The sequence below is a fragment of the Aquirufa sp. ROCK2-A2 genome, assembly GCF_054558485.1.
Genome location: NZ_JBPXKA010000036.1, coordinates 1 through 252 on the forward strand (window position 1 = coordinate 1; position 252 = coordinate 252).

The window sequence follows — 252 nt, forward strand, 5'->3', positions numbered from 1 at the left end:
TTCCGCCCGTTGCATCGCTGTACCAATTCAATGTCGCTCCGCTTACCGCTTCTGCCTGAAGTGGCGCAGATGCTGCTCCAACGCAGTAGCTAATACTATCTCCTGCTATGCCTGGTAGTGGCGCAGGCAAGGTAGAATGCATGCCTAAAGGAACTAAATATGAATTAGAGAAAAAGTCGGTATTAATCACTAAACCACTTTGAATAACAGCCTTTTTAGGAGCTGACTCCCAATAAGCAGGACACCAAGGTG

General features: G+C 47.2%; 1 protein-coding gene. It reads right to left on the bottom strand.

Annotated elements, in window-relative coordinates:
* Positions 1-252, bottom strand: a 252-nt coding sequence (locus tag V7S76_RS13310; RefSeq protein ID WP_459510629.1) for a hypothetical protein, incomplete at both ends; no start/stop codon positions are given.